This window comes from Pseudomonas sp. SbOxS1, from assembly GCF_013416725.1.
Classification (GTDB): domain Bacteria; phylum Pseudomonadota; class Gammaproteobacteria; order Pseudomonadales; family Pseudomonadaceae; genus Aquipseudomonas.
The window spans coordinates 1-23,860 of sequence record NZ_JAAVXC010000016.1 but is presented as its reverse complement, the minus strand read 5'-3'; the positions used below and the strand labels follow the sequence as shown (position 1 = coordinate 23,860).

The window sequence follows — 23,860 nt, the reverse complement described above, 5'->3', positions numbered from 1 at the left end:
CTGCAGATCAGCCACTCACTACCTAACATTACAGACTATTGCAATAGTCAATATCATCACACTTAACCCACCCATCAGTAATTATCTCTCCTTCATACCTGAATTTAACCCAAGAGATGTCTGACCTTGAATCATCCACTTGAATGACTATCACTTTATCTCCACGCGTCAAGTATTTTCTGGATAAGACTACGGGACTACTAAAAACTTCAGCCCTCATCGAAGAAACAATCGCTAGTATTGGGCTGCGCTTTTCAAAGTCCCTGCTATCACGCGCAAGATATTGAAAATAATTTCCGCGCAAGTCGTACTTCCTCCTTACAACCTCGCCGCATCCTATACAGCTATCCGCAAAAACCACTTGTGCTGTACGCCCTTCAATTTTGTAGACGTCTTCTCTCCAGATTGCGCCTTCTCTGTAAGAGCTAATCAAATATTTGTGGTAGATTTTATAATTGCACAATGGGCCACTATCGAAAACCAGGTTATCCAGTGAGTAATCGCTCAGATTTACTACATAGGCTTTTGAACACTGATTTACTCCCCCATGATTCTCCAGTGTCGCCACAACCTCATGTACACCATCGCCATTAAGATCTTGCAGGTGTAGATCAGTGTATACCCCTTCAATCTCATCATTTATTTTTTTTGAAATTGAAATATTGTGTTTTACTCCTCGCTCTAGCAATGAAACAGAAAGAGGTGATCGACTTTCCACTTTTACTACTGGAGCTGTTTCAATGGCCAATGCGATATTGCACAGGGGATCGACACCCATGAAAAAAACCATTAACCCGAAGAAATATTTTTGATGAAAACTCACTTAGCCCCCATCTTTTCATTTATTTATTTTTCCGTGAATCAGAAAATTATCTGGCACTACTTCCGCCCAACAAAAAAAATAAAGCGACACATGAAAAGCCACAACCTCACAAATCATCACCCCCCACGCTCTTCATATAAAAACATATAACAGACCAACCAATCTTATTAGCAATCAACTTAACTACACTTATTTTTAGCAAGATGCGCTAAATCGCTTTCGCTCATCCGATCCAGCTTTATAGGATCTACCGAACGAAGAACATCAAGATATTTAGGGGATTCCCCACCCTTGTTTAAAAAAACCAAAAACCCAACTTCCGCCTTAAAATCATAACAACCAACATTGGTTTTAATATATTTTTGTGGCGTTGCATTCTCTAGCGCACTTTGCGAAGGATAACGATCATAAATTACAACATCACCAATTTTTGTCAGAAAAAAACTGCTAGCCTGCCGCTTTTCGTAAACAGGACTTGTATCAAACGAATAAAGACTCTTCCGCCATTCGTTAGAATATCCCTGCGCAATCTCTTCATAATTCTCACTCAGCGGAGCATTCAACCCGCACACTCCCGCAGAAGCTCTCACCCCGTTATACACATTCCGCCCATCAAAATAAGCACAATCTATTACCAACCCACCATCAATCGCAATTAAAGTATAGTAATAGTCATACCTAGAACTAACCCACAATGCCGGCATACCATTTATACTTATGAGCTTACGATGAAACCCATCCTTATCACCAACAACGCCCTCATAAACCACCTCACTACCTTTCTCATGAAATACAATACTCCCAGCCTTTACTCCAACCACTACTTCTTCCGCACTTACACCAAAACAGAATTGCCCCAAAAATAACGAAACGATTATCAACCCTCTCTTAAGTATCATAAGAACTCCACACGCAAACTCGACGTACGCTCAAGTATAGTTTCAAACCTTTTGGCATAAGACGCAATTAACACATCCTCATCATTCCCATTTATTATTTTCCTCGAAGACACATAATCTACCTTTTTTGAGTTTAGATAGTCAGCCAACTTCCTCCCCGTAAACAGCCCTCGACTCATACCCACAATCATTATCGGAATGGAGTATTCAAATTTTGCCGCAGCATCGGGATTTGAAACAAAATCAAAGGACAATAACTTCGAGAATTTTCTATAATTATTTTTCCAGGTTAAATGTACACATCCACGCCCTCTATATTTATACCCATCACCTTCTTCAACATTTCCATTCGCCTTGGCCCGCTCTCTCAAATCCGCACTTTGCGCTAGAACCGGGTCGTATTTATTGAAGTAAGAATAGCTGCCCACCTCCGGCTTTTCGCTAAAAAATTCTCTTGTTGTAAAGTGGTATGCCTCATGCCTAACTGTGGCAAGCATGTAAGACACTTCATATATATTTGTGCCTTGCGGGGCCAACTCGTAAAAATCATTGATGGCTATTATTATTTTTTCCAGATTCTTTCTTGACTGACTGGTAAGGGACGGTGTTCCAGGTAGAAACATCGTGTGTACTTGCTCATACTGCCGCAAAAAGTCTTCCACATTAATTAGCCTGCCTATTTTGGTGAAATTACTCAGCAACCCCACCGGATGAAAATGAAACACCATCCCTTCCTTAGGCAACCCAACTTTCCCCGCCACCTCACCCCACCAACTCAACTGCTTGATTCGCTGTTTCTCCGCCACCCAATTCAAGATCGGTGCCGAATTGGTATGCCCCAACACCTCATCCAGTGCATCCCACTTGCTCTGCCGGTAATTCCATTCGCTTTCGCTGAAGATCACCAACTGCGCCAGTGCCTGTGCAAGCGCGGGCACCCGCAACGCCCCTTGCAATTCGTCAGCGGTCATTTTGCCGTTGCGGTCTCGGTCGATGATTTCGTACAGGCGCGTTTGCATCCGCCCCTTGTCCCACTTTTGTGCCCGCTCGCGCAGGCGGTCCTTCGACTCTTCACCGAGCACGCCCGTGACACTCAGCAGATAGGACAGACTCAATTGCGGCAGCGCGTAGTTGTAGAGAACTTCGTGCCCCTCCCAGGACCAGGGACTGACCCAGGGCGTGACACCCACTTCCTCACGCACCCAGCCGTTCAGTGGTTTGCCATCCGCGTCATGGAGCAGGTCATCGAGACGGTACCAGTTGTAGGTTTTGCCGCTGGCAGCGGTGGGCACCTGGATTTTCCGCTCGGACGGCAAGCCGTCGAGCAGACTTTTGGGCACCAGCAGGTCGGAATCGCTGCGGGGATTGTCGTGGTTCCAGATGGGAAATAGGCTGGAGCTAATGCGATCTTGATGCGCCGCCACGGGTGTGCCCTTGGCCAGCTTCAGCCAGGTCTTGTTTGTATCCGGCAAGCGCTGGGCCCAGGCACGGCTGGCGGCGAAGAACGCTTGCACATCATCATTGCTAAAGACCTCCAGGTGCAGCTTTTGCTGTGGAGCAGTTTCGTCGCATTCCTGATAGCGGCCGAGATGTCCGATCAGTTCGCCGGCCTTGATGGGCGCAGGCTGGTCGAGCACCACCACGCCGTCGAACACCAGTGGTTTGCGCTCACTCTGCAACGACTTGAACGAAATGTAGTGGGCGATGCTCTCCAGCTTGCGGAATTCACCTTCGCCACTGATGGTTACTTCAGTGTTCTTTTGCAGCTCGCCAATTTTCGCGCTACGCACGTCCGGCTCCTCACGGACGATGAGTGGATCGCGGATCACATTGACCCGATAACGGCCTGCGGCAATCGGCGCAAGAAGGCTAAATGAAACATACCCTAGTAACGCACCTTCCTCATCAAGCAGTGACGACGGGCCACAGCTGTTTTCCAGTTTGCGGAAGTCGCCGTTACCGCTAATCGTCACCGGCGTGCCGACCGGCAAAAAGTCGATCACCTGGCCTTGATGATTATTGTGCCGAACATTCGCGCCACGCTGTTCCGGATGCCCCGGCATTCTGTCGGGCACGTCTGGTTTGACACGAAGAACTGGATTCTCAGGCCAGAAGTTTGGGCGTGGCAGTGCAGGGTCAGTTAGATAACGCGCCCAATCTTCCAGGTGCATGTACAGGCTGAAGAAGGTCAGGCTGGGCGGATCGTCGCTGCTGCCATCAATCTTCGGCGCTTGCAGGCGATGCCGAACCAACACGAGTCCGGCAGCAAACGGCGCTTCAAGGGTGCCCCCGGCCTCTGGAAAAAATGTACTCAGCGGCGTGTGTTCCGGAACGCGGTAGGCCACGACCTCACCATCGGCCAGACAACGCACTTGAGACAGCGCGTCGGGACCGGTGGTCCCGCCATCCAGATGCACGCCACCATGCCACATGCCATTGCGACCCAACGGGTAGTAACCGGCTTGCGCATCGGCCAGTTGGGTCAACTGCTGCAAGGGGTTGCCGCGGTCGCCGAAAGGGTGACTCCAGTTGTTTAATGGCGCCGTCGAGGATGTCGGTCCCGTGGGTGGAGAGAGGATGCGCATGCCGAGTGAAGGTTCGGCAGGACTGGGCTTGGTTTCGCGTGCTGGGGGCGGCAAAGCAGCGCGTCGGGCCCACTCGCGTCGATAGCTGATCTCGTCCTTGATAACCTCAAAAATGTAGCCAAGCATGGTGATCCATTCCTTGTGATGATGCCGTGGTCAGCCGGAAATTTTGCTCGGGGACGAACGTTTGGTGGCGTAGTCGTTCAGTTGCGGTAACACGGGCATTTCCGTTGTTTGCGTGGCGCCACCCTGATAGTCAAAATGCGCGGACTTGGCCTTGTGGTCCCCCGCCGTACCCGATTCGATGCCGCCGCCATCCAGGGTGAGGTAGCTGCCACCACCATTCAGACTGATTTTCTTTTTGGCGGTGATGCGGATCTCGTCTTCGGTGCTGGTGATGTCCAGGCCAAGGCGTGCCAGCAGTTCCAGCCTGTCGTTCTGCGCCTGAATCTGTACCGCGCCCTGATTGGCAATCAGCTTGATCCCGAGCTTGCGCACGAACAGGCTCAAGCCCTGGCCCACACCGATGAACAGGCGCTTGACCACGCTGATATTTGCCTCGCCACCGGCGTTGAGCATCAGGTTGTCCTGCGCTGCGAGTTGCAGGTGTCGGCCACTGGTGAGGGCGATGCCCTGGGGCGCGCTGAGCAGCAGGACCGCGGCCTTGAGTTGCTCCAGATCCTGGCGCAGCAGGTTCAGTTGTGCGCTGACGTCCGCCGGATCGGCGTGGGCGGCCTGGGCATCGACCGAGAGTTTTTGCAGTTGTTCGCCGGCCTGTTGTAGACGATCGAGGGCGGGGCTCATTTCCAGCACTTGAGCTTGGGCCTTGGGCTGTTCGTCGGCACTGATGAACACCCCCTTGCCCGCACGAATACTCCCCCAATCATCCGTGCGCAGCTCAAACCCTTCCCCACGTTTCTCCTTCTTGGCATCCACCAGATGCCCCAAATTCAGCTGACTCTTGCCGCCATACTCAGTACTGAGCTTGACGTGCTCCTGCCCCCGTCGATCTTCCATGCGCAACTTGTTGTTGGCCGGGGTGCGCAGCACGTTGCGGGTGTAGTCGCGTTTGCGCAGGGTCACATGGTCCGGGTGTTCGCTGTCGTGCAGGGCGTGGGCGATGTAGGGGCGGTCGGGGTCGCCTTGTTCGAAGGCGATGGCCACTTCGGTGCCGCAGATCAGCGGCAGGTGCAGGCCGTGAGTGTCGCCGGCGTAGGCGCGTGCCTGGCGCAGCCACATGCTTTCCTCGCCGAGTTTCCAGGGGTCGCGGTCGAACAGGAAGTTGACCTTGTAGCGGCCTTCGACGTCGATTTCGGCGTATTGATCGTGGGCTTTGCCGCTGGTGACGCGGGCCGGGACGGTGCCGGCGATTTGGGGTTTAGCCGGCAGTGGCGGGCGGAAGCACAAGGTTTCTGAATAGGGCATGGCTTCGAAATGGCACTCGAAGCTGGCATCGCGGGCGGCGTGGGTGCGCACGCCGATGATCGCGCAACGCGGTTTGAAGGCCTGGGGGGCGCCGCCTTCGATGGTCAGCACCTGGCCCGGCGCGAGGGTGGCGCTGCTGCTGGTGCCGCTCAGCAGGATCTGCTCGTTGAGGTAGCGCTCGTGGCGCAGGCGCGCGTAGAAGTAGCCGCTTTCGCTTTCCAGGTCTTCGTGCTGATCGTAGGCGCCACCGAGCACGCGGTAGGGCTCGGCGTAGTGGTAGGCCTCGCCGTAGGTGATTTTCGCGCCGCGGGTCTGGTCGACGTCGGCGTCGAGCTGGGCGTTTGCGTCACGGGGGTGGTAGGCGCGGATGTTGACGTGTTTTTCCACCACCTGGTGGCGGGTTTGCAGGTCCCACACGCCGTCTTCATCGCTGCTGCTGAGCCCGGCGGGCGGGAAGTACGGCAGCTCGACGTCGAACTGGTAGCCGCGCTGGCCGTCGCAGAAATTCACCACATCGATCTGCAGGCGTTCGTGGCTGGTGAAGCGGTACCAGATGCCCACTTCGGCCAGCAACCGCTGGATGAAGGCCAAGTCGCTTTCGCCGTACTGCATCACCTGTTCGCGCCGGGGGTACTCACGCGTCAGGTTGAAGAGGTAGTCCTGGTACTCGAAATCGTGGCGGCTGCACAGGATGCTTTTGACAATCTCCGGCACCGACTGATCCTGGTAAATGCGGTATTGCCGGCCGCGCTCGAGCAGGGCCAGACGCGGTTGCAGGGTGAGCTCGTAGCGAGCTTCGTCGACGGAGGCAGACAGGCGTTTGAAGGCGGTGACCACGCCGTTGAGGGTGCGCAGTGCTTTGATTTCCGGGGTGGGCAGGCCTTTGATGACCGGGGGTTGTTTGGCGGCGTACAAGCTGAAGCGAGCGGCCTTGCCCAGCAGGTGTTCGGCTGCGAGATCCTGCTCGGTGCTGGTGAATTGCACGTGGTAGGTGAAAGGTTGGCTGAGGCGTTCTTCGCCGTGGAAGGTGAGGACGTCGAGGTGGGTTTCGAGGTTGTGGACCCAGAGTTTATGGTGGCTGTGGTCGAAGAAAAGGCGCGGTTGGGTGCTCATGGTCAGGCCTTCCTGGTCTGTGGGGGATGTGCAGGAAGGGTTTGGCGTTCACCCGGGTCCTGAGGGGTGAAAGCATTGGGGAATTTGCAGGAAGCTGGGAATAGGACGTTTCTGAGGATGGTGTAGGGCGTTTCTGTATAGGTATACCGGGGTTAACCGTGTCGGATAACACTGTAGGAGCTGCCGCAGGCTCGGGCCGCGTTCGGACGATCTTTCGATGTTGATTTTTCAAGATCAAAAGATCGCAGCCTCGTTGCACTCGGCAGCTCCTACAGGCCTACAGAAAAACCCATGGAGCCACGTCGGCGGGCAGGACGCCTTCGCCGGCAAGCCTGGCTCCTACAGGTCAGCGGCGATGCCCGGCGCGCGCGATGCTACGAGGTTCTCGCCCCAGGATTCTGCCAGAACGCAGGATCGGCGCTCTTGAGCCGCTCGACCGCATTGTTGATGTGGTTGAGCGCGGCATGGCGTGCGCCTTCAGGGTCGCGTGCGGCGATGGCCTCGTATACGGCAGAGTGTTCGACATGCACCGTCCTGGCCAGGTCGTGGCGGCGTTCCTCGTTGGAGCGGGTGATGCGGATCGCTTCCTTGATGTACTGCGCGATGAACTCGTGCAGTGACGGGTACAGCGGATTGCCCGTTGCCCTGGAAATGGAGTGATGGAACGCCAGGTCTTCCTCGACGCCATCGCGCCCCGCCTGCTCGGCGGCATCGATGGCCTTGAGCGCCTGGTGGATGGCCTCCAGTTGCGCCGGCGAATGCCGCTGGGCCGCCAGTGCCGCCGCCTCCCCTTCGATACCGCGGCGCAATTCGGTGACCCTCAATACCGCCTCGATCGAGCCGCTGACGTCCAGGTCGATGGTGAACGCCTTGATGTGCGCGCCTTCGCTGACGACGGTACCGCTGCCTTGGCGAACCTCGACCAGGCCGGCTGACTTGAGGCGCGAGATCGCCTCGCGGATGACCGTCCTGCTCACCCCGAATCGCTCCGAGAGCACGGGCTCGGTGGGCAGGCGCGCGCCCGGCAGCACTTCGCCATTGGCGATGTAGGCCTTCAGGGCCGCCGTCACCTGATCGGACAGCGTGCCCTTGGCGGAGTCCTTCAAAACGGCCAGCGCCTCGGCGGAACAGGGGGATTTGTCAGGAGTGGGCATAGGCATCTCTGGGCTCAAATCGGTGAACGGTACTGCATTTTAGACCCGTCGTCCTCTTTGGATTCTACGCCTTGAATTCGTATGACGTATTATGATAAAAAACCGATCTTCATGTAAGTCCGATAAAAACAACGTCACCCACTACAAAAATAAGGATGGGGGAAACACATGACTGAATCAGTGATTCAAACCGGTGCCATCGCGCCCGCCGATCGCTTCGAGGACCTGGCGTATCGCAAAGCCGCGTGGCGGATCCTGCCGTTGTTGCTGCTGTGCTACCTCGTCGCCTATCTGGATCGGGTGAACGTGGGTTTCGCCAAATTGCAGATGTCCGACGATCTGCAGTTTTCCGAAGCCGTCTACGGTCTTGGCGCAGGGATTTTCTTCATTGCCTACTTCCTCGTGGAAATTCCCAGCAACCTGATCCTGCATCGCGTCGGTGCGCGGTTGTGGATCGCGCGCATCATGATCACCTGGGGCATCATCTCCTCGGCCATGGCGCTGGTCAGCACGCCGATGTCCTTCTACATCATGCGTTTCCTGCTGGGCATCGCCGAGGCCGGGTTCTACCCGGGTGTCATCCTCTACCTGTCCTACTGGTTCCCGACCCATCGCCGCGGCAAGATGTATGCCCTGTTCGCCACGGCCGTGCCGCTCTCGGGCCTGATCGGTGCGCCCCTGTCCGGCTGGATCATGAGCGCCTTCAACGGTGACCATGGGTTTGCCGGCTGGCAATGGCTGTTCTTCCTTGAAGGGCTGCCTTCGATCGCCGTCGGCATCCTGGTGATCTTCTGCCTCAGCGACCGCATCTCCAGTGCCGGCTGGCTCACCCGTGAAGAGAAAACCCTGCTGCAGACCCGCATCGACGCCGAAACCGCTGGCCATCAAACCCACAGCCTCAAAGAGGTGTTCCTGCAGCCGCGTATCTGGCTGCTGACGGCCATCTATTTCTGCATGATCGCCGGCTTCTACACCGTGGGCTTCTGGTTGCCGACGCTGATCCGCCAGGCCGGCGTCAGCGATGTCTTGCAGGTCGGCATGCTCACCGCCATCCCTTATGCCGCCGCCGCGATGACCATGATCCTGGTGTCGCGCAGCGCCGACCGGCTGCGCGAGCGTCGCTGGCACCTGGCACTGACCGCGGTGCTTGGCGGTATCGGGCTGTTCATCTCCGCCACCTGGAGCGACAACTTCACCATTTCGATGATCGGCCTGACCCTGGGCTCCATGGGCGCCATGAGCACCCTGCCGCTGTTCTGGAGCCTGCCAACGGCCTTCCTCGGCGGCACCGCCGCGGCCGCCGGCATCGCCCTGATCAACTCCTGGGGCAACCTGGCGGGCTTCGTCTCGCCGTACCTGATGGGCTTCCTCAAAGACACGACCCACAGCACCACGATCGGCATGTATGTGATGGCAAGCGCGCTGTTCCTGGGCGCCCTGCTGGTCTTCAGAATTCCCGGAAAACTCGTCAACCGTTGACGTTTGGAGCAACTCATGAAAATTCTCGTGACCGGCGCAGCCGGCTTCCTTGGCCGCCGTCTGATCGAAGCCTTGCTGCTGCGCGGCTCGCTCACCGACCGTGCAGGCCAGTCCCAGCCGATCGGGCAAATCGTCGCCTTCGACATGGTCGCGCTCGAGGGCATCGATGATCCGCGGGTAACGGTGGTGTGTGGCGATATCGCCGCCCCTGAAGTCCTGGACAGCCTGATCGACGCCAGCACCGACAGCATCTTCCATTTGGCCGCGGTGGTTTCCAGCCAGGCGGAGGCCGACTTCGAACTGGGCATGCGCATCAACTTCACCGCGACCCAGAACATGCTCGAACGCATTCGCCTGCTCGGCACCAGCCCGAAATGGGTGATGACCAGCTCCGTCGCGGTATTCGGCGGGCAACTGCCGGAACGCGTGCGTGATGATCAGGTGTGGGCACCGCAGAGTTCCTATGGCACGCAAAAGGCCATGAACGACCTGCTGCTCGCCGACTACAGCCGGCGCGGTTTTGTCGATGGTCGCAGCCTGCGCATGCCGACCATCGTGGTGCGCCCGGGCAAACCCAACCTGGCCGCTTCAAGCTTTGCCAGCGGCATCATCCGCGAACCGCTCAACGGCCTGCCCAGCGTGTGCCCAGTGCCCCTCGATACGCGGCTCTGGCTGATGTCGCCAGCACAGGCGATAGCCAACCTGATCCATGGTCATGAGCTGGCCGGCGAGCAGATGACCGAGGGTCGGGTGATCAACATGCCGGGCCTGTCGATTACCGTCGAACAGATGATCGATGCCCTGCGCCAGGTCGCCGGTGAACACGTGGCCGCGCGGATCAGCCTGGAGCGCAATCCGGCGATCGAGCGCATCGTCGGTTCGTGGCCAGGGTCCTTTTGCGCCACCTATTCCAGGGACCTGGGCTTCACCGCGGATGAGGATTTCCGCGCCGTGATCAAGCAGTACATGACCGAATATCTGCCCGGATGAACCCGAATGAGGAGCTCGACATGTTGAATGCCCCTGCCCGCCCTCTGCTGGGCTGCATCGCTGACGATTTCACCGGTGCCACCGACCTTGCCAACATGCTGGTGCGCGGCGGTATGCGCACCGTGCAAAGCATCGGCATACCCGGTGCCGAGGTTGCCGAACGACTCGATGCCGACGCGATCGTCATCGCCCTGAAGTCCCGGACCGTGCCAGCCGCCGACGCCGTGCAGGCCTCGCTCGAAGCGCTGCGCTGGTTGCGTGAGCGTGGCTGCGAACAGATTTTCTTCAAGTACTGCTCGACGTTCGACTCTACCGCCGCCGGCAACATCGGCCCGGTCAGTGAAGCCCTGCTGGACGCGCTGGGCAGTGATTTCACCCTGGCCTGCCCCGCCTTCCCGGAAAACGGGCGCACGGTCTTTCGCGGGCATTTGTTCGTCCAGGACCAACTGCTCAGCGAGTCGGGCATGCAGCATCACCCGCTGACACCGATGACCGACGCCAACCTGGTCCGGGTGCTGCAAGCGCAGAGCCAGGGCAAAGTCGGCCTGCTGCGCCATGACACGGTGTCCAGGGGCGTGGAGAGCATTCGCGCCCGCATGACGCAGCTTCGCGCCGAGGGTGTGCGCATGGCAATCGCCGATGCCGTGTCCGATGCCGACCTGCATCTGTTGGGCGAAGCCTGCGCCGGTCTAGCCCTGCTGACGGGCGGTTCGGGGCTGGCGCTGGGCTTGCCGGAGAACTTCCGGCGGGCCGGCAAACTGCGCGAGCTGGACGCCGCCCGGGTACCAAACGTCGACGGCGGCGAAGTGGTGCTCGCGGGCAGCGCTTCGCAGGCCACCAACGGCCAGGTGGCGAGCTGGCTGCAGGCAGGTCGCCCGGCCTTTCGGATCGACCCGCTGGCCTTGGCTGCGGGGGAACCGGTCGTCGAACAGGCACTGGCCTTCGCCGCAGACACGGCAGAAACGGTACTGATCTACGCCACCAGCTCCCCGGATGAGGTCAAGACCGTACAGCGAGAGTTGGGTACCGAGCGCGCGGGCAATATGGTCGAACAGGCCATGGGCCGGATAGCCAGCGGGCTGCGCCAGGCCGGTGTGCGGCGCTTCGTGGTCGCTGGCGGGGAAACCTCCGGGGCCGTGGTGCAGGCGCTGGGTATCCAGCTCTTGCAGATCGGTGCGCAAATTGACCCGGGCGTACCCGCTTGCGTCAGCACACCCGGGGAACCCCTGGCCCTGGCGCTCAAGTCCGGCAACTTCGGTGGCCCCGACTTTTTCGCCAAGGCGCTGAAACACCTGGCGGGAGATCAAGCATGAGCAACGAAAACGCCCTGCGCGAAGAAATCTGTGACGTCGGCGGCCAGTTGTACAGCCGTGGCTACACGGTAGGCAGTGCCGGCAACATCAGCGCCCGGCTCGACGATGGCTGGCTGATCACGCCCACGGACGCGTGCCTCGGCCGCCTGGACCCGGCCGCCCTCTCCAAGGTCAACCTGGCAGGGGAATGGGTCAGCGGCGACAAACCGTCGAAGACCCTGGCCTTGCACCGTGAGGTCTACGATCGCAACCCCGGTGTCGGCGGCGTGGTGCACACTCACTCCACGCACCTGGTGGCATTGACGCTGGCCGGGGTCTGGCAGCAGGATGACATCCTGCCGCCGCTGACGCCCTATCAGGTGATGAAGGTCGGGCACATCCCGTTGATCGCCTATGAACGTCCCGGCTCGCCGAAGGTGGCCGAGCGAGTGGCGCAACTGGCCAACAGCGTGCGCGGGGTGATGCTCGAGCGCCTGGGTCCGGTGGTGTGGGAAAGCTCGGTGTCGCGGGCGAGTTATGCGCTGGAGGAGCTGGAAGAAACGGCGCGCCTCTGGCTGATGAGCAACCCCAAGCCAGCCCCGCTCGACCAGGCCGCTCTGGATGAACTGCGCGAAGTGTTTGGCGTGCAGTGGTAACCCTCCAGGCCTTACCCTTGTAGGAGCTAGCCTGCTCGCGATGGACGACAACGATAACGCTGGAAGTCTGACACCCCGCAGCGCTCTCAGGTTTTTCGCGAGCAGGCTCGCTCCTACAAAGACTGCACGACACCTGTAGGAGCGAGCATGCTCGCGATGGTCGCCAACGATAACGCTGGCAGCCTGACACCCCGCAGCGCTCTCGGGTTTCTCGCGAGCAGGCTCGCTCCTACAAAGACTGCGCGACACCTGTAGGAGCGAGCATGCTCGCGATGGTCGCCAACGATGACGCTGGCAGCCTGACACCCCGCAGCGCTCTCGGGCGAGCAGGCTCGCTCCTACAAAGACTGCGCGACACCTGTAGGAGCGAGCATGCTCGCGATGGTCGCCAACGATAACACTGGCAGCCTGACACCCCGCGGCGCTCCCAGGTTTCTCGCGAGCAGGCTCGCTCCTACAGTATATTTTTGATTTCAGGAGTCATCATGCCTCGTTTCGCTGCCAACCTCAGCATGCTCTACCCGGAACACGATTTTCTCGACCGCTTCGCCGCGGCCGCCACCGATGGGTTCCAGGCGGTGGAATACCTGTTCCCCTACGACTTCAGCGCGCAACAAATCAAACAGCGGCTGGACGACAATGGTCTGGTCCAGGCCCTGTTCAATGCACCGCCCGGCAATTGGGCGGCAGGCGAAAGAGGCATCGTGTCCTTGCCTGGGCGCGAAGCGGAGTTTCGCGCAGGTTTCGACCAGGCCCTGGAATACGCCGCGATCCTGGGCAATGACCGCATCCACGTCATGGCCGGGCTGCTGGCGAGCGAAGCAGACCGTGCCCGACACCACGAGACTTACCTGGAAAACCTCAGCCACGCGGCCACGCAAGCGGCCAAGGTCGGCATCACCGTGTTGCTGGAGCCGATCAACACCCGCGACATGCCGGGTTTTTTCCTCAACCACCAGCATCAGGCCCAGGCCGTCTGCAAAGCCGTGGGCAAGGACAATCTCAAGGTCCAGTTCGACATCTACCATTGCCAGGTCGTCGAGGGTGACGTGGCGACGAAGCTGCGCCGGGATTTCGCCGGCATCGGTCATATCCAGATCGCGGGCGTGCCGGATCGCCACGAACCGGACCTGCGCAACGAGTTGAACTACCCCTACCTGTTCGAGCTGATCGATCAACTGGGCTACAGCGGCTGGGTGGGTTGCGAGTACCGGCCACGCGGCAACACCAGCCAGGGGTTGCAATGGTTGCGCGATTGGCAGGCTCGCTGAATCAGTAGCGTGCAGCCATATCAATCCTGGCACGACCTTTTTCAATGCACCGGGATCTGCGAAAAACCGGCCCAGCATTTACAATCACGCCTTTCACCGCAGATCAGAAAGGTTCTACAGGTTATGGCGCTCGACCCTCCCACGATGTTGACAATTTCGATCGCCCTCGCAGCCGCTGCCGCGCTGTACCTGGCGATCGAATGGCGGAGCATTCGCGAGCCCTCGCTGCTGTTCTGGAGCGCGGGCTTCGCAACCATCACCCTGGGGTCGACACTCGCCTTGCTGCGCGGGGCCGGCCTTCTGCTGGTCGGCATCTGGTTCGCCAATGGCCTGCTGGTGGTGGCCCACTGGTGTTTCCTGCTGGGTGTCGCGCGCTTCACGCAGACGCGGCTATCGCGTGCCTGGTACCTGATCTTCGTCGCATGGATAGCCTTGCTGCTGTTGCCGGACGAGCCGTCGTGGTCCAAGGTCATGCTGCTGGCCAATTCGCTGCTGGTCGCCCTGGTGACGCTCAGGGCCAGCTTCCTCCTGCGCCCCCATGGCAAGTCGTTGAGCGTGGGAGCGGTGCAACTGCGCTATGTGCTGCTGGTCCATGGGCTGTTCTATCTGGCCAAGTCGATCACCGCCATCGTTCCCGGCACACTGATCGACCTTGCCGCGTTTCGTGGCGAGATCATTCAGATTTCCCTGGTCGAGGGCGCGATGGCGATCATGCTGATTGCCTTGTCCATGACCGGTACCGAACGCTACAGGCGCGAGAAACGCATCGCCCGGCTGGCCGCACGTGATCCGTTGACCTCTTTGTACAACCGCCGCGCCCTCGAAGTGCGGGCACCGCGCCTGCTCGATGACGTGTCGACGGCACGTCCCGGGGCCCTGCTGCTGATCGATATCGACAACTTCAAACAGGTCAACGATTTGTACGGTCATACCGCAGGCGACCGTCTTCTGGTCACGCTGAGCGGGCTGATCCGATCGGTGCTGCCCGAAGGCGCACTGGCGGCGCGGTTGGGCGGTGACGAATTCGTGATCCTGCTGCGCAACGCATCGAATGAGCAAATCGTCGGGCTGGGCAACGCCCTGCGTGAGCAGTTTCACCACGCTGCCGCACAGGCGTTCGCCACACCTGCAGCGGTGACCCTGAGCATCGGTGCCAACCTGTTCGACCATCCGCCAGCCAGCCTGGCGGCACTGATCGAACAAGGCGATGCGGCGCTCTACCAGTCCAAGCGTGGTGGACGTGACAGCATACGGTTGGTCGATCAGACCTTTGCCAGCAGCGAACCGCTGTGATTTGCGGGTCTAATAATCAGGAAAATCGCTCTGATAACACACTGGCGAGCTGAATTCCGCTTGTTGCATCGAGTCCGGCGCCGGACGAGCATTGGCAGTCAGAAACTCAAGGATATGGGGAAAGACATCGTGATGGACATTGATGCCCATGAACACGTCCTGATGCCCGTACCCTGGAATGACGCGAAGTTGATGGCGGCCTGGAACCCTCTGCTCGAGCCTGGCATGGCAGAGGATGTTGGAATCGCTGAACACATGGTTTTCCTGGCCCGTCATGAACAGGACAGGTGTTTCGATTTCGTGGGCATGCGTCATGTAGTTATCGGGTAACGTACTGTGCCCAGTGTTCAACGGATCAAACTTCACCGCGGTGTTGTCCGCTTTCACCATCTTCAGCACATGGCGGTAGTAATGCACACTCGTCGGGCCATAGAGGTCACCCCCACGCCGGTGGGTGATGTCTGCGAGGTTCTTGTGGTTGTAGAGTGCCGGGCTGCCGGCACCCCACATGAGACTCAGCATATGGCACGCGGGTACATCACACTCGCGGTGAAAACAGCTCGTGACTTTGCCCATGACCTTGCCAATGGTCAGCCCTGGTCGCTCACTGAACAAAGGGTCCAGGTAGGTCATCCCCAAAATGTACTCGGTCACGAACGGCGCGACTGTCAGCTTGATCCTTGACCAGTTGGGTACCCGTGGTGTCAGTGCCGCGCTGTTGGCCACGACGCTGCTCACACCCGAAACGGCCTTGCCGAAAAGGCTCATGGTAAAGGACACGGCCCCCAGACAATGGCAAATGACATGGATCCGTGTCGACTGCCCCACCTGCTCCCTGATCCGCTCCAGCGCTGGCGGATAATCAAACAGCGCGACGTCGTCCAACGTATGGCGGTGTCGCAGCAGGTTGTAGGGCAAGCGGTTGCTCATGCGGCCATCGAGTGTCCAAACGTCGGTAAAACCGTGGTCGAGCAGATAGCTGACGAGGTTGTAGTGCTCCGGCATGATGAACATGTCGCTGGAGGAGGTCAGCCCATGTATCAGCAACACCACGTCATCGCACGCGGCGCGTGTGAACCGTAGCATTCCCAACCCGAGTTTATCTGCCGTGGTGATGGCGTGGTGTGTGCACTGTGCATCCGGCACGCCTTCTGTGGTGAACAGCGCAATCTCCCGCTCGTACCGGGTATTCGCCAGCGAAAAACCGGGGCGCCCGTACACGTCCCAGAGGTTTCCCAGAAAGAACCGACCGAAGCGTTCCAGCACTGCCCAGCGCTCGGACCTGGTGGCGGCGAAACAACGGAACGTCGCCATCTGCTTGATGAAATCGAGTAAGCCCAGGTGCATGACGCCTGCAGCGACAACATCCGCCCTGGAGTCATCTGCCGGTTCGACGTGACCTTGGAGAATCGACACGTAGAGGGTCGTCGTGTCGGACCACAGGTCAGGACCAGGGTCATCGAAAATGTCTTTATGGCCTGCAATAGTCAGCGGCTCGTTCTGCCCGTTGCGGACGAACAAGCGGTACAACATCTTTTTGCGCAGGTGATCACCGACACTGTCCACGAAGAGGTTGAAGCGTCCCTTCTCTACAGGCACACGACCGCCCAGCAAGTCACAATCGACATGGCCAGTCGCATCGGCCTGGTGCAAAGGCGAGTCGATAAAGCGGTCGACGTCTTCAATGCCGATCGTGAGCGTGAAGGTGATGGACGACGCAACGCCTTTACCCGCGTCGTGGCCACTTTGAAAGTCCTTCTGCCCTGCCCCTGCATACCCCTTCATGGTCTCGGTAAACTGCAGTGACGGCCTGGCCGATTCTTTTGCCCTGTCATTGGTCATGGCGCAGGCCCCTTCTGCGAGGTGTTGCAACCCTTCCAGCTTTCGATGATGCCCAGTGCAATCAGGCGCGACATTGCTGCAATGGTGAGGCTGGGATTGGCGCCGACGGGGCCGGGCATGATCGAGCCGTCAGCTATGTAGAGATTGGGATAATGGAATACTTCACCATCGGTACCGACCACCCCCGAGTCGGCATCCTTGCCCATCGGACAACCACCGAGCGGGTGGACGGTGATGATGCGTTGCAGATACCGGGTCAAGGGGTTTGAAGCGAGCGTGCCGCCCATCTCCACAGCGATCTTGCGACACCATTCGGTCAGCGTATCGAAGCACTCAGCCGAGTTTCGTGACGTCCAGTCAACATCGAGATACGCGTTCCCACGTCGGGCCTTGCGCAGCCTCAGACGGCCGTCTGCCCTGTCACATCCCATGCCCAGCAGCGGGAGGGAGCTGCTACTCAACGCCGCCGGCCCCAGCAGCTTCGATATCTCGATGCCGAACTCGCTGCGCGGGTTGGCCGACCACCAGGCATGGATACGGTTCATGACGAACCGCAGCGCTCGCGGCATGACCCCACCCATGTCGCTTGCTTCGACCAACCAGTTGACGAACTCCGGATAGCCCGCGTCCTGGATCATGCCGCCCTTCCCCGGGCCGAATTCGATTTGCGCGGACGTTGTGATCACCGGGCCGCGGCTAGGGTCGAGGACGCGTGGTTGCGCCGGGCGGGTGGTGCCGTCGCGGCAGCGCATGACAAACGCCAGGAGATCGCCGTTGGTTGAGTATCCGCTGCCAAGCAGGTGGCTGATTCGCGGAAAACGATGGTGGTTCTTGAGCAGCAGATAGCTTGTTCCCAGCGTACCGGCGCAGAGTATCAACCGATCACAGGTGATCACATCAAGGGGCAAATGACTCGAAGGCACCTGAACCAAAGGCGTATGTCGAACGCAAGAGACCTCGTAGCCGAGCGACGGATCGCTGTGATCGACCGGGCTGATACTCCGTACTTCGCACAGCGTTCGACACTCTGCCCCCAAGCGCATTGCCGCGCTGAGGTAGTTGAAGTCGAGTGAGTTCTTGCTTCCGTGGTTACAGCCGATATCGCATTCACCGCAGTGCCTGCAGGTGGAACGAGGTGCATTGTGCAGGTTTGGCTCGGCCTCCCTGAGGGGTTCGCCCATGGCTGGCCGGCCGCCTGGATTGGCAAACGACACGGCCAACAAGGGGTGATACGGATTGAGCCCCGCCTTGGCAGCGGCCTCGGCGAAAGCTCGGGCCTTGGTGGTTGCCTGCTTCGGCAGATCGCTTGATGGATAGACCTGCCCCCCCAGCATCCGCTCGACTTCATCGTAATGCGGTTCGAGCGCCGTGTAGCCCAGGGGCCATGGCCCCCGCGTCCCATCCGCCAGGTCACGCTCGAACCATGCCGCGGGTTTGCGAATCAGCACGTTGGCGTAAATCAGGGAGCCACCGCCCAACCCACTCGCCACCACAGCCTCACTCTTGCGAAATGACCAGAGGTCAAACATGCCGTAGAGACGCTCACTGGGGTCCCAGAAATTGCGCGCCACTTCGCGCGGGCTGCGCGGAAAAGAGCCCGGAGGGAAGGCCTGGCCACGCTCCAGCAGGCAAACTTTCATCCCGGCTTTCGCCAATTCGTAAGCCATTACCGATCCGCCGAAACCGGAACCCACAATCACCGCGGCAAAATGTTCGGGCATGTCTTCACGCTCCGGCGGATGAATTTACGTGGCAGGCCTGTATCCAGCGTAGACGGATAAGCAAGCCAGGGAACTGGATAAGGAACGTCACAAGGACGATCGTCATCTGGATAAAGAAGAGAAAAACAACTCTGAGACGGCATTTTCCTGGCAGATAAGTGCATTTTGTCGCTTTGGCATGACGCTGGATCCAAAAAACTTGCGAGCCACCCGGCCTGTTCTACACTGCGAAAGGTTCGCAATTACACTGAACGCCACACCGGACGTGGCCTTGCGCATTGCCCGGTGAATCTCCTGGTCACCTTCGGCAACGCACGGGCGGACCCCACAGGTCGTTCCTCGCCAAGCCAACGAAGGTCGCGATCATGCCCAGAGCTCTCAGCGTCCGTTCCTTTGCACTCTGCGCGAGCGCGCTCGCTCTGGCATTGAGCGGTTGTGCGACCCAGCGCTCCACTGAACCTGTGTCCCCGCCCCTGCGGCAGAATCCCGAGTTCACCTACGATGCCAGCGGCGTGACCCACGCCACGCTGACGGCGGCCGAGCAGCAGGTCAATGTGGGCAATGAGCGTTACGTGTCCCTGGTGTTCAACGGCGAATACGACTCGCCGCTGATTCGCACACGCCCAGGCGGGACCATGGCGATTCGCCTGGATAACCGCATGGACGAAATCACCAACCTGCATTTCCATGGCATGCAGGTCTCGCCCCTGGACCAGGGAGACAATATTTTCCGCGTGACCCGGCCACACCAGGTGGGGGAATACAACGTCAAGCTGCCGCCCGAGCACAGCCCCGGCGCCTATTGGTATCACAGTCATTTCCATGGCGGTTCCCAGCGCCAGGTGTCGGCGGGCATTGCCGGGCCGATCCTGGTCGACGGCATGCTCGATCCGTTCCCCGAACTCAAGGGCATCAAGGAACAGGTGCTGGTGCTGCGCAACTTCCAGAAAACCCTGACCGGTAAAGTCGCCAGCGAGATCATCACCAGCGCCCCGTCGATTCGCACGATCAACGGCCAGGAAGTCCCCACCATCGACATCAAGCCGGGCGAAACCCAGCTCTGGCACTTCATCAACATTGCCGCCAACCAGTACTTCCGCATCCGCATCAACGGCCAGACGATGCAGGTGCTGTCCCGAGACGGCAATACCGTGACCCGCCGGGTCGACACCAAACAGGTGCTGATCGGGCCATCGGCGCGCTTCAGCGTGCTGGTTGTCGGGCCGCCAGCGGGCACCTACGAAGTTGAAGCGGGTTCGGGCAATACCGGGCCGGCAGGCGATGATTACCCTTCGGCCAAACTGGCGGTCCTGCGCTCCAGCGGTCAACAGGTGGCGACGAAGCAGATCACCAGCCCCTACCCGCCCGCCGAGGACTTCAGCAAGATCGCGGTGAACAAGACCCGCCAGTTCGCCTTCCAGGACTCGGACACCGACCCCAATGCGTTCCTGATCAACGGCACGCGCTTCGAGCTGGACCGGGTCAATACCACGGTGAAACTCGGCGATGTGGAAGAGTGGCGACTGTTCAACCCGTCCCAGGAACTGCACCAGTTCCATATCCACCAGGTGGACTTCCAGGTCACCGAGATCAATGGCAAGGCGGTGCAGTTCAGCGGTTATCGGGACAACGTGTTCATTCCCGCCACGGGGTCGATCACCGTACGCATCCCCTTCCGCGATCCGGTGATCCTCGGCAAGTTCGTCTATCACTGCCACATCCTCGAACACGAGGACGGCGGCATGATGCAGGCGATCCAGGTGGTCAAGCCCGAGGACTACGAGCAGGCGGTCAAGCTCGAGCCCCTGGGCGGCCTGTACGGTGAAAACAACCAGTTGTGCTCCTACCTGCGCAACACCGGACAGGACCCGAAAGCGTCCAGCCCGCTCATCAAATAAAGGGGGGGCGCCATGAGCAACTATCGCTTGGCTGTGTTGTTGCTGGGATCGGTGTGCGGCGTCGAGGCGACGCTGGCCGATGACGGGCAGTACCCCAACGTTGGCATGGATTACGACGCGACCTTTCAATATGACCACGTGCATGCCGATTCGCCCCAGGGCGGCAATCGCAACAGCACGGACGCCTACCCGGACATCAACAGCACGTTCTACTTTCGCTTCACCCACGACCAGCAGATCCAGCTATCCACCGAGATCAATCCCGTCGCCGGGCCCGAGCCCGGGCAAAAGCGTTTTTTCGAAGACGTGGGACTGGTGATCAACGACCTCAACTACTACCAGAACAATGCCAACTCGGCGTTCTCGATCGGCAAGTTCCACGTGCCGTTCGGGCGTGCGCAGGATCAGGCGCCGGGCCTCTACACCAATGATTACGTCAGCACCTACGACCTCGACGGCATGCTCGGCGGCACCGTGGCGTACCGTTTTTTCGACCAGAAGCTGGGCATGATCGAGCCCAACCTGAGCCTCTACACCGCGGACAATTCGTTTCTCGGTCGCCCCTATCTGCGCCATGGCGAGAAACTGCAACGCAGCGACGGTGGCCCCTCCAATACCGGCAAGCTCGACTCCTGGGCGCTGACGGTGAACTGGATTGCGATCCCGGCGGTGCCTTATCTGGAAATGCAGGCCGGCTACATGTTCAACAAAAAGGCCGAGGACCAGACGCAACCCGATCCGCCGGGGGAAGACGACGAAACCATCAAGATCGCTTCCGCCCGCTACATCTGGGCCTATGAACCGAGTACGGATCTTGAGCCGACGCTGGAGGGGCGTTACTTCGATATCGTGCCCTTCATCGAATTCGCCGATGTCGACAATGAAGATGGCATCAAGGGCAACGACACCCGCTACCTCACCACATCGCTGACGTTCGATTTCGGTGACTGGTCCTTCGGCGCGACCCGCACCGACAAGCATCGCCAATCGACGGGGGGCGCCGATCGGCAGGATTACCTGAACGAGCTGAGCCTGACCTACAACATCACCGGGCAGATCAAGCTCGGGCTGTCCGCCGGCACCCAGAAAGAGGATGGCCAGATGTCCGAACTTGTCGGCCTGGCGCTGACGTATTCCGGAGGGTATTGATCGATGAGGTGGCTATACGCGGCAGCGGCCCTGCTGTTGGTGGGGCTGGTAAGCAGTACCGGCGCCGCAACCCGCAGCGACATCGGCGGGCCGTTTCAGCTGACCAATCAGAATGGCCAGCGGGTCAACGAGCGCAGCTTCGGCGAGCCGGTGCTGCTCTACTTCGGCTTCATGACCTGCCCGGCCATCTGCCCTACGGACCTCGCGAAGATGGCCCGCATCAGCCGACAATTGCAACAACAGCAAGGCATCAAGGTGCGGCCGGTCTTCGTCACCATCGACCCGGAGCGTGATACCCCCGGCAAACTCAAGGCCTACGTGAAATACTTCGCCAGCGATTTCGTCGGCCTGACCGGCTCGGCGCAAGAAATCGCCCATATCACCGATGCCTACCACGTGTATTACAAGAAAGTGCCATCGGGCGACAAATCGGACCAGTACATGATGGACCACTCGACCATCCTGTTTTTACTCGACAGCCAGGGCCGCTACCTCAAGCATTTCGGGCGAGCGATGGATGAGAAGGACATAGAGCAACAGGTGGTCACTGCGCTGGCTGACGGGGCATGACATGAACGATAAAAAGTCGCCGATCAGTTTGAATGAAGATATCTGCGTGCATGTCTTTACCGCTTCAGCGGCCATGGTGGGCGTGTGCATTACGGTCATCGGCATTTTCCAGGTGGTGACCACGCTGAGAAGTGAAGACTCCCTGGGTGATGACTTTCTTGCGATGAACGCCATCCTGTATCTGATTACGACACTTCTGTCCTACTGGGCGCTGCGCACCAGCAACTTTAACCGTAATCATTTTCTGGAAAAACTGGTCGACGTTCTCTTCCTTATCGCCTTGACCTGTACCACGGCCATTGCTGGGTTCATCACCTGGGCGATTACCGTGCATTAGGGTCTGGAACAAGCCCGCGGACGAATCGGCATTCGGCTTCCGACGCTTCATTGCTGGAGGGTTGTTCAAGCACAAATCCGCAGCGGCCTAGTACTTTTCTCGAGCCTACATTGTCCTTGAACACATAAGCCACCAGTTGCGTGAGTTGCCAACGCCCCTGTGCCTCCTCGATCAGATGTTTGAGCGCCTGGGTCGCCAGTCCCTTGCCGCAAGCGTCGCGACCGATCCGATAGCCCACCTCTGCAGATCTCGTCGATGGGTCTATGCCTTTCAAGTTTGCCCGCCCTACGATCCGTTCACTGCTGTCTTCAATAACGAACGGGTGCCAGGTGCCGAGGGCAAAACCGGATAAATAGCCTTCGATATGTTCGGCGACACCTTGCCATGTGTAAAAAGAAGGGTCGCGCGCATCGATATGCGATTCGAACCATTCGCGGTTGCGGGTTTCGAATGCCAGCAAGGCTTGAGCGTCTGTACTTTTCAGCTCGCGAATCGTGAATGTGTCCATGCATCAACTCTCCTGTGCTTCAGTCCGAAAGCGTGACCGTCAGGTACCGTAATGCCCGGCGGAAGAGCGGATGACAATCGGCGATCGGCAATTCATCAAGCGGCGCCCAGAAGAAGCTGAAGGCGTGGCCCTGGTCATCGAGTGTTTGGTGGGTCCATTGCTCCGGCAGCGGCGCCTGTGCCTGGCACAGGTGAAATGACCATACCTGCTTGAGATGTTCGGCGTTCCAGCAACCCAGGTCACTGACAACCGTGGCGTCGTCAATGCCGGACTCCTCGCTCAATTCACGAAGAGCAGCCTCGGCGGGTGTTTCACCGGACTCGATGGTGCCTTTGACCAGTTGCACGCCTGCCAGGGGATGGCGGAACAGAAGGATGCGGGGCCCGGCAATGCTGGAGAGGATGACGGGGCAAGCCTTGTTGGGTGACATGGCGACGTCCTTATCGACAATGAAGCCAGCATCATACGGCGTTTGACATGCACTTGTAGGAGCCGGATTGTCGGTGAAGGCGGCCTTGAATACTGGGTCGGTCTTTCGGGCGCCTTCGCCGGCAAGCCGGGCTCCTACAGAAGATCACATCAATTTTTCTTGCCCCCTCACACCCTGAGCCTGTCCGTCAACTTGTGACGACCTCCTTCGGAGCCTCTACCAACGTTGATCCATGCCGCGTCAAAGCCTCTGGGAGATTGTTGTCTGAGTACATATCCGTTGTTACGGTAACGGCCACTTATGGTTTCGCTCTTACAGCGACTCCCTTTTTCAAACGCCAAAAAGGAAGCAAAAGGCTTTGCCCCACCACTCGGTGCCTCGCTAGGGCTCGGCATGCCCTCTCTCCGGCATTGCTCCGTGGGTCG

At 59.0% G+C, this 23,860-nt stretch carries 19 protein-coding genes and 2 pseudogenes; 12 read left to right on the top strand and 9 right to left on the bottom strand.

What is annotated here, in order from left to right; translation table 11 throughout:
* Positions 1-28: 28 nt before the first annotated feature.
* The 5 genes from HFK74_RS18080 to HFK74_RS18060 all read right to left on the bottom strand — a co-directional run bounded on the left by HFK74_RS18080 (position 29) and on the right by HFK74_RS18060 (position 8,005).
* Complete coding sequence (locus tag HFK74_RS18080) at positions 29-823, bottom strand: hypothetical protein (RefSeq protein ID WP_180204625.1); 795 nt, start codon at positions 821-823, stop codon at positions 29-31.
* 179 nt (positions 824-1,002) lie between these two features.
* The gene (locus HFK74_RS18075) at positions 1,003-1,722 is read right to left on the bottom strand and encodes a hypothetical protein (protein ID WP_180204624.1); all 720 of its coding nucleotides are present in this window, start codon (positions 1,720-1,722) and stop codon (positions 1,003-1,005) included.
* Positions 1,719-4,433 carry a hypothetical protein gene (locus tag HFK74_RS18070; protein ID WP_180204623.1) on the bottom strand — a complete coding sequence of 905 codons (2,715 nt, stop codon included), beginning with the start codon at positions 4,431-4,433 and terminating at the stop codon, positions 1,719-1,721. Before HFK74_RS18070 ends, HFK74_RS18075 begins: the two co-directional genes overlap by 4 nt.
* Before the next feature lie 30 nt (positions 4,434-4,463).
* On the bottom strand, positions 4,464-6,845 hold the full coding sequence (locus HFK74_RS18065) for a type VI secretion system Vgr family protein (RefSeq protein ID WP_180204622.1): 2,382 nt from the start codon (positions 6,843-6,845) through the stop codon (positions 4,464-4,466).
* Between the two features lie 374 nt (positions 6,846-7,219).
* Positions 7,220-8,005, bottom strand: coding sequence for a FadR/GntR family transcriptional regulator (locus tag HFK74_RS18060; RefSeq protein WP_033043139.1), 786 nt, complete (start codon positions 8,003-8,005; stop codon positions 7,220-7,222).
* Positions 8,006-8,167: 162 nt separating this feature from the next.
* On the opposite strand from HFK74_RS18060, the gene HFK74_RS18055 reads away from it, so the two are divergent.
* From HFK74_RS18055 to HFK74_RS18030, 8 genes and pseudogenes are all read left to right on the top strand, one after another.
* Entirely contained in the window at positions 8,168-9,478 is a 1,311-nt protein-coding gene (locus tag HFK74_RS18055; protein ID WP_020796424.1) for an MFS transporter, read from the top strand.
* 15 nt (positions 9,479-9,493) lie between these two features.
* Complete coding sequence (denD, locus tag HFK74_RS18050; protein ID WP_180204621.1) at positions 9,494-10,468, top strand: D-erythronate dehydrogenase; 975 nt, start codon at positions 9,494-9,496, stop codon at positions 10,466-10,468.
* A 20-nt stretch (positions 10,469-10,488) separates the two neighbouring features.
* Positions 10,489-11,781: a 3-oxo-tetronate kinase gene (otnK, locus tag HFK74_RS18045; RefSeq protein ID WP_180204620.1), complete on the top strand. Its 1,293-nt coding sequence runs from the start codon at positions 10,489-10,491 to the stop codon at positions 11,779-11,781.
* Complete coding sequence (locus HFK74_RS18040; protein WP_180204619.1) at positions 11,778-12,416, top strand: aldolase; 639 nt, start codon at positions 11,778-11,780, stop codon at positions 12,414-12,416. The genes otnK and HFK74_RS18040 overlap by 4 nt, the downstream gene beginning before the upstream one ends.
* A 156-nt stretch (positions 12,417-12,572) precedes the next feature.
* Positions 12,573-12,650: pseudogene (locus HFK74_RS33200) on the top strand (YqgE/AlgH family protein); the annotation flags it as partial.
* Positions 12,651-12,788: 138 nt separating this feature from the next.
* Positions 12,789-12,881, top strand: a pseudogene (locus HFK74_RS33195) (outer membrane lipoprotein carrier protein LolA); the annotation flags it as partial.
* Between the two features lie 20 nt (positions 12,882-12,901).
* On the top strand, positions 12,902-13,687 hold the full coding sequence (otnI, locus tag HFK74_RS18035; RefSeq protein WP_180204618.1) for a 2-oxo-tetronate isomerase: 786 nt from the start codon (positions 12,902-12,904) through the stop codon (positions 13,685-13,687).
* A gap of 123 nt (positions 13,688-13,810) precedes the next feature.
* Positions 13,811-14,980 (top strand): GGDEF domain-containing protein, encoded by a 1,170-nt coding sequence (locus HFK74_RS18030; protein WP_180204617.1) that lies wholly within the window; start codon positions 13,811-13,813, stop codon positions 14,978-14,980.
* Positions 14,981-14,989: 9 nt separating this feature from the next.
* On the opposite strand, the gene HFK74_RS18025 is transcribed toward HFK74_RS18030, so the two are convergent.
* Both HFK74_RS18025 and HFK74_RS18020 read right to left on the bottom strand, forming a co-directional pair.
* Entirely contained in the window at positions 14,990-16,822 is a 1,833-nt protein-coding gene (locus tag HFK74_RS18025; RefSeq protein WP_180204616.1) for an alpha/beta fold hydrolase, read from the bottom strand.
* Complete coding sequence (locus HFK74_RS18020) at positions 16,819-18,543, bottom strand: GMC oxidoreductase (protein WP_180204615.1); 1,725 nt, start codon at positions 18,541-18,543, stop codon at positions 16,819-16,821. Before HFK74_RS18020 ends, HFK74_RS18025 begins: the two co-directional genes overlap by 4 nt.
* Positions 18,544-18,908: 365 nt before the next feature.
* On the opposite strand from HFK74_RS18020, the gene HFK74_RS18015 reads away from it, so the two are divergent.
* The 4 genes from HFK74_RS18015 to HFK74_RS18000 are packed head-to-tail and all read left to right on the top strand — an operon-like array spanning position 18,909 to position 22,497.
* Entirely contained in the window at positions 18,909-20,441 is a 1,533-nt protein-coding gene (locus tag HFK74_RS18015; protein ID WP_180204614.1) for a multicopper oxidase family protein, read from the top strand.
* A gap of 12 nt (positions 20,442-20,453) precedes the next feature.
* On the top strand, positions 20,454-21,590 hold the full coding sequence (locus tag HFK74_RS18010) for a hypothetical protein (protein WP_180204613.1): 1,137 nt from the start codon (positions 20,454-20,456) through the stop codon (positions 21,588-21,590).
* A 3-nt stretch (positions 21,591-21,593) separates the two neighbouring features.
* The gene (locus HFK74_RS18005) at positions 21,594-22,160 is read left to right on the top strand and encodes an SCO family protein (protein ID WP_180204612.1); all 567 of its coding nucleotides are present in this window, start codon (positions 21,594-21,596) and stop codon (positions 22,158-22,160) included.
* A 1-nt stretch (position 22,161) separates the two neighbouring features.
* The gene (locus HFK74_RS18000) at positions 22,162-22,497 is read left to right on the top strand and encodes a hypothetical protein (RefSeq protein ID WP_180204611.1); all 336 of its coding nucleotides are present in this window, start codon (positions 22,162-22,164) and stop codon (positions 22,495-22,497) included.
* Here HFK74_RS18000 and HFK74_RS17995 read toward each other — a convergent pair.
* Together HFK74_RS17995 and HFK74_RS17990 are read right to left on the bottom strand one after the other, a co-directional pair.
* Entirely contained in the window at positions 22,484-23,005 is a 522-nt protein-coding gene (locus HFK74_RS17995) for a GNAT family N-acetyltransferase (RefSeq protein WP_180204610.1), read from the bottom strand. The two genes, HFK74_RS18000 and HFK74_RS17995, sit on opposite strands and share 14 nt — an antisense overlap.
* Positions 23,006-23,024: 19 nt before the next feature.
* Positions 23,025-23,435 (bottom strand): NUDIX domain-containing protein, encoded by a 411-nt coding sequence (locus HFK74_RS17990; protein WP_180204609.1) that lies wholly within the window; start codon positions 23,433-23,435, stop codon positions 23,025-23,027.
* Positions 23,436-23,860: the final 425 nt, after the last annotated feature.

Bases quoted from the DNA above. Each gene is read 5' to 3' on its own strand.
- HFK74_RS18070 (WP_180204623.1), bottom strand. From the start codon at position 4,433: ATGCTTGGCTACATTTTTGAGGTTATCAAGGACGAGATCAGCTATCGA.
- HFK74_RS18055 (WP_020796424.1), top strand. From the start codon at position 8,168: ATGACTGAATCAGTGATTCAAACCGGTGCCATCGCGCCCGCCGATCGC.
- HFK74_RS18015 (WP_180204614.1), top strand. From the start codon at position 18,909: ATGCCCAGAGCTCTCAGCGTCCGTTCCTTTGCACTCTGCGCGAGCGCG.
- HFK74_RS18060 (WP_033043139.1), bottom strand. From the start codon at position 8,005: ATGCCTATGCCCACTCCTGACAAATCCCCCTGTTCCGCCGAGGCGCTG.
- otnI (WP_180204618.1), top strand. From the start codon at position 12,902: ATGCCTCGTTTCGCTGCCAACCTCAGCATGCTCTACCCGGAACACGAT.
- HFK74_RS17995 (WP_180204610.1), bottom strand. From the start codon at position 23,005: ATGGACACATTCACGATTCGCGAGCTGAAAAGTACAGACGCTCAAGCC.
- denD (WP_180204621.1), top strand. From the start codon at position 9,494: ATGAAAATTCTCGTGACCGGCGCAGCCGGCTTCCTTGGCCGCCGTCTG.
- HFK74_RS18040 (WP_180204619.1), top strand. From the start codon at position 11,778: ATGAGCAACGAAAACGCCCTGCGCGAAGAAATCTGTGACGTCGGCGGC.
- HFK74_RS18030 (WP_180204617.1), top strand. From the start codon at position 13,811: ATGGCGCTCGACCCTCCCACGATGTTGACAATTTCGATCGCCCTCGCA.
- otnK (WP_180204620.1), top strand. From the start codon at position 10,489: ATGTTGAATGCCCCTGCCCGCCCTCTGCTGGGCTGCATCGCTGACGAT.
- HFK74_RS17990 (WP_180204609.1), bottom strand. From the start codon at position 23,435: ATGTCACCCAACAAGGCTTGCCCCGTCATCCTCTCCAGCATTGCCGGG.
- HFK74_RS18010 (WP_180204613.1), top strand. From the start codon at position 20,454: ATGAGCAACTATCGCTTGGCTGTGTTGTTGCTGGGATCGGTGTGCGGC.
- HFK74_RS18005 (WP_180204612.1), top strand. From the start codon at position 21,594: ATGAGGTGGCTATACGCGGCAGCGGCCCTGCTGTTGGTGGGGCTGGTA.
- HFK74_RS18075 (WP_180204624.1), bottom strand. From the start codon at position 1,722: ATGATACTTAAGAGAGGGTTGATAATCGTTTCGTTATTTTTGGGGCAA.
- HFK74_RS18020 (WP_180204615.1), bottom strand. From the start codon at position 18,543: ATGCCCGAACATTTTGCCGCGGTGATTGTGGGTTCCGGTTTCGGCGGA.
- HFK74_RS18000 (WP_180204611.1), top strand. From the start codon at position 22,162: ATGAACGATAAAAAGTCGCCGATCAGTTTGAATGAAGATATCTGCGTG.
- HFK74_RS18025 (WP_180204616.1), bottom strand. From the start codon at position 16,822: ATGACCAATGACAGGGCAAAAGAATCGGCCAGGCCGTCACTGCAGTTT.
- HFK74_RS18065 (WP_180204622.1), bottom strand. From the start codon at position 6,845: ATGAGCACCCAACCGCGCCTTTTCTTCGACCACAGCCACCATAAACTC.